This window comes from Methanocrinis sp. (assembly GCF_049974945.1).
In the GTDB taxonomy this organism is placed as follows: domain Archaea; phylum Halobacteriota; class Methanosarcinia; order Methanotrichales; family Methanotrichaceae; genus Methanocrinis.
This window is the reverse complement of sequence record NZ_JBNGCU010000086.1, coordinates 1-6,931: the sequence shown is the minus strand read 5'-3', so window position 1 is coordinate 6,931 and position 6,931 is coordinate 1. Positions and strand designations below refer to the sequence as shown.

8 protein-coding genes are annotated in these 6,931 nt (G+C 57.9%); all 8 read left to right on the top strand.

The window, feature by feature from the left end; translation table 11 throughout:
• On the top strand, positions 1-527 hold a 527-nt coding region (gene rfbC, locus ACP5EL_RS08345; protein WP_428402053.1), incomplete at its 5' end, for a dTDP-4-dehydrorhamnose 3,5-epimerase.
• Positions 528-556: 29 nt separating this feature from the next.
• Positions 557-1,612: a glucose-1-phosphate thymidylyltransferase gene (locus ACP5EL_RS08340; RefSeq protein ID WP_428402052.1), complete on the top strand. Its 1,056-nt coding sequence runs from the start codon at positions 557-559 to the stop codon at positions 1,610-1,612.
• Positions 1,613-1,616: 4 nt separating this feature from the next.
• On the top strand, positions 1,617-2,618 hold the full coding sequence (rfbB, locus tag ACP5EL_RS08335; protein ID WP_428402051.1) for a dTDP-glucose 4,6-dehydratase: 1,002 nt from the start codon (positions 1,617-1,619) through the stop codon (positions 2,616-2,618).
• A gap of 3 nt (positions 2,619-2,621) precedes the next feature.
• Positions 2,622-3,494 (top strand): dTDP-4-dehydrorhamnose reductase, encoded by an 873-nt coding sequence (rfbD, locus tag ACP5EL_RS08330; protein ID WP_428402050.1) that lies wholly within the window; start codon positions 2,622-2,624, stop codon positions 3,492-3,494.
• 41 nt (positions 3,495-3,535) lie between these two features.
• A complete protein-coding gene (locus ACP5EL_RS08325; protein WP_428402049.1) occupies positions 3,536-4,453 on the top strand; it encodes an NAD-dependent epimerase/dehydratase family protein in 918 nt (305 codons plus the stop codon).
• Positions 4,454-4,528: 75 nt separating this feature from the next.
• On the top strand, positions 4,529-5,470 hold the full coding sequence (locus tag ACP5EL_RS08320; RefSeq protein WP_428402048.1) for a glycosyltransferase family 2 protein: 942 nt from the start codon (positions 4,529-4,531) through the stop codon (positions 5,468-5,470).
• Between the two features lie 17 nt (positions 5,471-5,487).
• On the top strand, positions 5,488-6,249 hold the full coding sequence (locus ACP5EL_RS08315; protein WP_428402047.1) for an ABC transporter permease: 762 nt from the start codon (positions 5,488-5,490) through the stop codon (positions 6,247-6,249).
• Positions 6,250-6,931, top strand: a 682-nt coding sequence (locus tag ACP5EL_RS08310; protein WP_428402046.1) for an ABC transporter ATP-binding protein, incomplete at its 3' end; no start/stop codon positions are given.

Sequence of the window (6,931 nt, the reverse complement as noted above, 5' to 3'; positions counted from 1 at the left end):
CCGATGCCCTCTTGATAAAGCCGAAGGTCTTCGAGGACGATAGAGGCTTCTTTCTGGAGACTTATAAAAAAGATGATATGCAGAAGGCCGGAGTAGATGCAGAGTTCGTCCAGGACAACCACTCAAGGTCCGAACGGGGTGTCCTCAGGGGGCTTCACTTCCAGAAGGAGCCGTATGCCCAGGCCAAGATCGTCCGATGTATCAGGGGCACAATCTACGACGTCCTGGTGGATCTGAGGAGGAGATCGCCGACCTTTTCGCGATACTTGGGGATCGTCCTATCTGAAGAGAGCAGAGATATGATTTACGTCCCGAGAGGTTGTGCTCACGGGTTTCTGGTATTGAGCGATCTCGCCGAAGTCGTCTACAAAGTCGACAACGTCTACGCCCCAGAGTGCGAGGGGGGGGTGGTCTGGAACGATCCAGAGGTGAGCATATCATGGCCCCTCCAGGATCCAGTAATCTCGGAGAGGGACCGTCTCTGGCCCACCCTGGAAGGGCTGGCTCGCGAAGACGATCTCTTCTGATCAAAAATAGAATTTATCGAGGTCCTGTTATGAAGGCGCTGATACTATCCGGGGGGCACGGGACGAGGCTGCGGCCCATAACCCACTCTCAGCAGAAGCAGCTGATACCGATCGCCAACAAACCAGTCCTCTTCTATGCGATGGAGGACGTGATCGAGGCAGGGGCCGAGGAGGTGGGCGTCATCGTCGGCCCGAATAAAGATCAGATCGTCGAGACGGTCAGGTCCAGAGACTGGGATGCAAAGGTCGAGTTCATATTTCAGGGCGAGCCGGCGGGCCTGGCCCATACCATCCTGGTCGCCGAGGACTTTCTGGGTGAAGATGAGTTCGTAATGTACCTCGGAGACAACGTCATCAAGGGGGGGATAACCAGGCATTCATCCATCTTCAGGGATCTCGGCCCCGACTCCCTCGTACTCCTGACCGAGGTGAATGAGCCTCAGAGGTTCGGGGTCGCCGATCTGGACGAGGAGGGGAGGGTGAAGAGGCTGGTGGAGAAGCCACAGATCCCCCCATCCAACTACGCCCTGGTGGGGATATACTTCTTCAAGCCCCTGATAATCGAAGCCTGTAAGAGTATCGAGCCCTCTTGGCGCGGGGAGCTGGAGATCACCGACGCCATCCAGTGGCTGATAGATAACGGCCACCGGGTCGAGGCGTCCATCGTAGACGGGTGGTGGAAAGATACGGGAAAGTCCGAGGACATCCTGGAGGCGAACCGGCTGATCCTCGACGAGATCGAGCCGAAGAACGAGGGGGAGGTCAAGGGGTCTCGGATCTTTGGGAGGGCGGTCATAGGGGAGGGGTGCATCATAGAAAGCTCGACCATAAAGGGGCCCTGTATCCTGGGAGACGGCTGCAGGATCAGGGAGTCGTATATAGGCCCCTACACCGCGATCAACAGGAACTGCGATATCGAGGGAACTGAGATCGAGGACAGCGTCGTAATGGAGGAGTGTTCCATATCGAACGCTGGCAGGATTACGGAGAGCCTGATAGGTAAAAACGTCAAGATCAGGGAGAGCGGGCGAAGGCCCGCAGGACACAGGCTCATCGTCGGAGACAACTCGGAGATTCTGTTGTGATTTTATGAAGCTTCTTATCACCGGCGGACTGGGGTTTATCGGGAGCAACTTCATTCGGCGCTATCTTAGCGAGCATCGGTATGCAGAGGTGGTCAACCTGGACGCCCTGAAGTACGGGTCGAGCCCGGATAGCCTGTCCAGCGCAGAAGAGGACGAAAGGTACTCTTTTGTTCGGGGGAGTATATCAGACCTCGATCTGGTCTCCAGGCTCGTCCGGGATGTGGACGTGGTGGTGAACTTTGCAGCCGAGACCCACGTCGATCGGAGCATATCCGAACCCAGCTCGTTTCTCGAGAGCAACGTGAAGGGCGCCTTCACCATCCTGGAGGCTCTGAGGAAGTTCAATCCTGATGCCAGGCTGGTCCAGATATCGACGGACGAGGTTTACGGAGACGCTTTGGAGGGCTCGTTCGCCGAACGCGACCCCATTTCGCCCTCATCCCCTTATTCCGCCAGCAAGGCCGCATCAGATGTTTTCGTTTTGGCCTATGCCAGAACTTACGGCCTGAACGCGATGATCACCAGGTGCACCAACAACTACGGCCCATCTCAGTTTCCTGAAAAGCTCATACCTAAGACGATAATAAGGACCTTGATGCACCTGTCGATTCCCGTCTACGGGACGGGGAAGAACGTCAGGGACTGGATTTACGTCTCCGACCACTGCAGGGCGATAGAGATGGTGATCGACTCTGGAAAGGCCGGCGAGATATACAACATATCTTCTGGCCAGGAGATGACCAACCTGGAGGTGGTGGGAAAGGTACTCGGATGCATGGGCGAAGATGAGAATGCCATCGAGTTCGTCGAGGACCGGCCCGGCCACGATCAGAGGTACAGCCTCGACTCCTCCAAGATCAAAACCGAGCTGGGATGGCGTCCCGAGCACGGCTTCGAAGAGGGGATAGAGGAGACGGTCGGATGGTATACCGAACACGAAGACTGGTGGAGGCCGCTGGCTGATGAGCGAATTCTTCATCCGACGCCTTGGAAGCTGGAGTGGTGATGGATGAGGGTCTTTGTAACGGGCGGAGGCGGGCTATTGGGGAGCAGGCTCGCCGAGATCGCCGCAGATAGAGGGCACGAGGTCGTCTCGGGATATTGTCACCATCTGCCGGATGCAGGGGAGAGGACGAAGTTCGATCTTGAAAAACGGGAGGAGATCGCAGATAAGCTCTGCCAGGTTGAGCCGGAGGTGGTCTTTCACACCGCCGCCCTGACAGACGTCGACAGGTGCGAGATCGATCGAGAGCTGGCAAGGAGGACGAACGTCGTGGGAACGGAGCTGGTGGCAAATTCAGCCGCAGATGTTGGTGCCTTTGTGGTCTATGTATCTACCGATTACGTCTTTGATGGAGAAAGGGGAATGTACAAGGAGGATGACATGACCGACCCGGTAAACTATTATGGCCTATCGAAGCTTCTCGGAGAGAGGTTCTGCGACTGCGTAGCCAGGACCTCTGTCATATATGGGGCGAGGCCCGCCAGCGGAAAGGTCAACTTCGTCCTCTGGCTGATCGAGAGGCTGAGGGATGAGGAGCCGGTCAGGATAGTCGCCGACCAATACATAACGCCTACCCTGAACACCAACCTCGCAAAGATGTTACTTGAGGCGGGGGAGAAGAGGCTTGAAGGGACTTATCACCTGGCTGGGGCGACCAGAGTATCCAGGTACGAGTTCGCGGTGGAGATCGCCAGACGGTTTGGATTTGACGCGGAGCTTGTTATACCATCGAAGATGAGCGATATGACCTGGAAGGCGAAGCGGCCTGGAGACTCTTCACTGGACACTTCCAAAGCCGATGAGATCTTAGAAGAGAAGCCTCAAGACCTGAGAGATTCTCTGAGAGCCCTCGCCGAAGAGATGGGGATGAATGTTTAAAGGTGCAGAATTATCTGAACGATTTTTCGGAGGATGAACGATTGAGCGTACTTGTAACAGGCGGTGCTGGATTCATAGGGTCGAACCTGGTGGAGGAACTGCTGGCCGTTGGCCAAGAGGTCGTAGTTTTGGACGATCTGAGCACCGGAAGCAGAGAGAATCTGGAGGGGCTCGCTGGGAGCATTGAGGTCGTCCAGGCCGGCTGCGTGAATCTGCTAGACCAGGATATCAGCCCCAGCGCCATATATCATCTCGGCGTCCCCTCATCTTCGCCGATGTACAAGAGTGACCCCATGCTGGTGGGCGAGGCGATAAAGGGGATGATAGCAGTTCTCGAGCTGGCAAAAAAATCTGGATGCAAGGTGGTTTACGCCTCCACCTCTTCTCTTTACAGCGGCCAGACGCCTCCTCACAGGGAGGGTATGGAGGTCGCCGTCACCGACTACTACACCGAGGCCAGGTTATGCATGGAGAGGATGGCGGAGCTTTATAAGAGGCTTTTTGGCGTCGATTCTGTGGGCACGAGGTTCTTCTCCGTCTACGGGCCCCGGGAGGGGGCGAAGAAGCAGTATGCAAACATCATCACTCAGTTCCTCTGGGAGATGATGGAAGGCAGGGCCCCCGTCATCTACGGAGACGGGGAACAGACCCGCGACTTCATCTACGTCAAAGATGTGGTGCGGGCGCTGATCCTGGCCATGAACTCAGACTATCACGGTGTCCTCAACGTCGGCACCGCAGAGAGCTACAGCTTCAACGAGGTCTTCGAGATCCTCAAGAAGAAGATGAACCTGGACGTCGAGCCGGTTCACGTCGATAACCCGATCAAAAATTACGTCCGGCACACCCTGGCAGATACCTCCAAGGCCGAGGAGGTCCTGGGATTTCAGTCCCAGTACTCGCTCCAGGAAGGGGTCGAGGAGCTGATAGGACATTACGGCAGATCCAAAGGAGATTAGCCCTCAGATGAATCCAGATCTTCCCTCGGCGTCCAGGGCTGAGATGAAAGGGGGTCGGGCGAGGGCTGTCCGGGCATGATAAGCGTCGTGATCCCCAACTACAACGGGAGGCGCTACCTGGAGGGGTGCCTCTCATCGCTATCGGCCCAGACCTTCCGCGATTTCGAGGTCATCCTGGCAGACAACGGATCCTCTGACGGAAGCGCCGAATATGTGGCGGAAAAATTTCCAATGGTCAGGATCGTCAAAAATGGGGCGAACCTGGGGTTTGCCGCAGGGGTCAACTCCGGCATCAGATCCGCCAGGGGCGAGTTCATCCTCGCCCTGAACAACGACACGGCGGCCGACGAAGACCTCCTCCGAAGCCTAGCCGGGGCGATGGATTCGGACCAGGGGGTGGGGATGTGCGCCTCCAAGATGCTCTTTTTGGACGGGAGGATAAACTCCGTCGGGATATGCCTCTCCCGGAGCGGCGCCGCCTGGGATCGGGGGATGGGCGAGGAGGACGAAGGGCAGTACGAGGAGCCCTGCGAGGTCTTCGGCCCCTCGGCGGGGGCCGGGCTCTATCGGAGGGAGATGCTGGATGAGGTCGGCCTCTTCGACGAGGACTTCTTCATGTACATGGAGGACGTGGACCTGGCCTTCCGGGGGAGGCTTGCGGGATGGAGGTGCCTTTATGTTCCGGAGGCTAGGGTCCATCACGTCCACGGGGGCACGGCGGGGTTCGGCTCGGATCTTTCCGTCTACTACGGGAACAGAAATGTCCTCTGGTATCCGGTCAAGGACTTTCCGAGGAGGCTTTTGATCTCGTCACTTCCTTGGATTCTGGGCAGAAACCTGGCCGTGGTGCCCTACTACGCCCTCCGGGGGCGGGGGAGGGTTGCCCTTCGGTCCAAGGTCGACGGACTCGCGGGCTTGCCCCTGATGCTCCGAAAGCGAAAGAAGGTCCTGCGAAGGGCACCCGAGAGGGAGATAAGAAAACATATAAGGACCTGGAGCGAGATCAGGGAGCCGTGAGATCGGGGAGCCGTGGTATGTGGATCGTTGAGTACAGGGAGCTGATAAGGATCCTGACGGTGAGCGACCTCAAGGTGAAGTACCAGAGCTCGGTCCTGGGTTTTCTCTGGTCTCTACTGAACCCCCTTTTGATGATGCTGGTCCTCTACGCCGTCTTCAAAAACGTCTTCCGGTTCGACGAGGATAACTTCGCCCTCTACCTCCTCATAGGCATCGTGGCCTGGCGGTTCCTCGCAAACGGGACCATGACCTCCATCTCGGCGATCGTGGGAAAGCCGAGCCTGGTCACCAAGGTCTACGTCCCCCGCCAGGTCCTGGTACTGAGCACGGTCCTCTCCAGCTTCACCAGCTCGATCCTGGAGTTCTCGGTCCTCGTCCCCCTGCTCATCTTCTTCGGGGTGGACCTCTCCATGAACGTCCTCTTCTTCCCCCTGATACAGGCCCTATTTCTGGTCCTGGTCTACGGGATCAGCCTGATCCTCGCCGCCCTCTACGTCTACTACAGGGACTTAAACCAGATCTGGGACGTCCTCCTCCAGGCGGGGTTCTTCCTCTCGCCGATAGTCTACCCCATATCGATCGTCCCCGAAAGGTACCTCCAGATCTACATGGCAAACCCGGTGACGGTGATAATAGAGATGTACAGAGAGGCGCTCCTCTACGCCGAGACCCCCTCCCCCGGCGAGTTCGCCTTCGTCCTGGCCGCCGCGGTTGCGGTCCTCCTGGTGGGGACGGCCGTCTTCGGGCGGCTTGAGGGAAGGTTTGCGGAGGAGATCTGATTGGCTTTGACGCCTGCGGACCTCAAGGTGAAAGAAGACGCAAGAAACGCTGCGGAGAGCGGTCGGTCCGAGGGCGGAGACGCCATCGTGGTCGAGGGCGTCTCCAAGAGGTTTCGGATCCCCCACCAGAAGAAGGCCACCTTCTTCGACCACCTGATTGGGATGGTCAAGGGCGGGAGCTACTCCTACGAGGTCTTCTCCGCCCTGGAGGACGTCTCTTTCACCGTCGGCCGGGGCGAGACCTTCGGGGTGATCGGGCCGAACGGCTGCGGCAAGTCCACCCTGCTCAAGGTCCTGGCGGGAGTCCTCCGCCCCGACTCGGGGGAGGTGAGGATAGAGGGGAAGGTCGCCCCCTTCCTGGAGCTGGGGGTGGGCTTTCACCCGGAGCTGACGGCGACCGAGAACATCCGCCTCTACGGGGCGATCATGGGCCTCACCCGCCAAAAGATCGAGGGAAAGCGGGAGGAGATCCTGGAGTTTTCCGAGCTGAAGCGCTTTGAGAATATGAAGCTGAAGAACTTCTCCAGTGGAATGTACGTCAAGCTCGCCTTCGCCACGGCGATCCAGACCGACCCGGACGTCCTCTTAGTCGACGAGGTCCTCTCGGTGGGCGACGAGGCCTTCCAGAAGAAGTGCGCACAGAAGATCGAGGAGATAAGGCGGGCGGGAAAGACGATCGTCT

Coding starts and splice junctions, on each gene's coding strand:
- ACP5EL_RS08340 (WP_428402052.1), top strand. CDS start 557: ATGAAGGCGCTGATACTATCCGGGGGGCACGGGACGAGGCTGCGGCCC.
- rfbB (WP_428402051.1), top strand. CDS start 1,617: ATGAAGCTTCTTATCACCGGCGGACTGGGGTTTATCGGGAGCAACTTC.
- rfbD (WP_428402050.1), top strand. CDS start 2,622: ATGAGGGTCTTTGTAACGGGCGGAGGCGGGCTATTGGGGAGCAGGCTC.
- ACP5EL_RS08320 (WP_428402048.1), top strand. CDS start 4,529: ATGATAAGCGTCGTGATCCCCAACTACAACGGGAGGCGCTACCTGGAG.
- ACP5EL_RS08315 (WP_428402047.1), top strand. CDS start 5,488: ATGTGGATCGTTGAGTACAGGGAGCTGATAAGGATCCTGACGGTGAGC.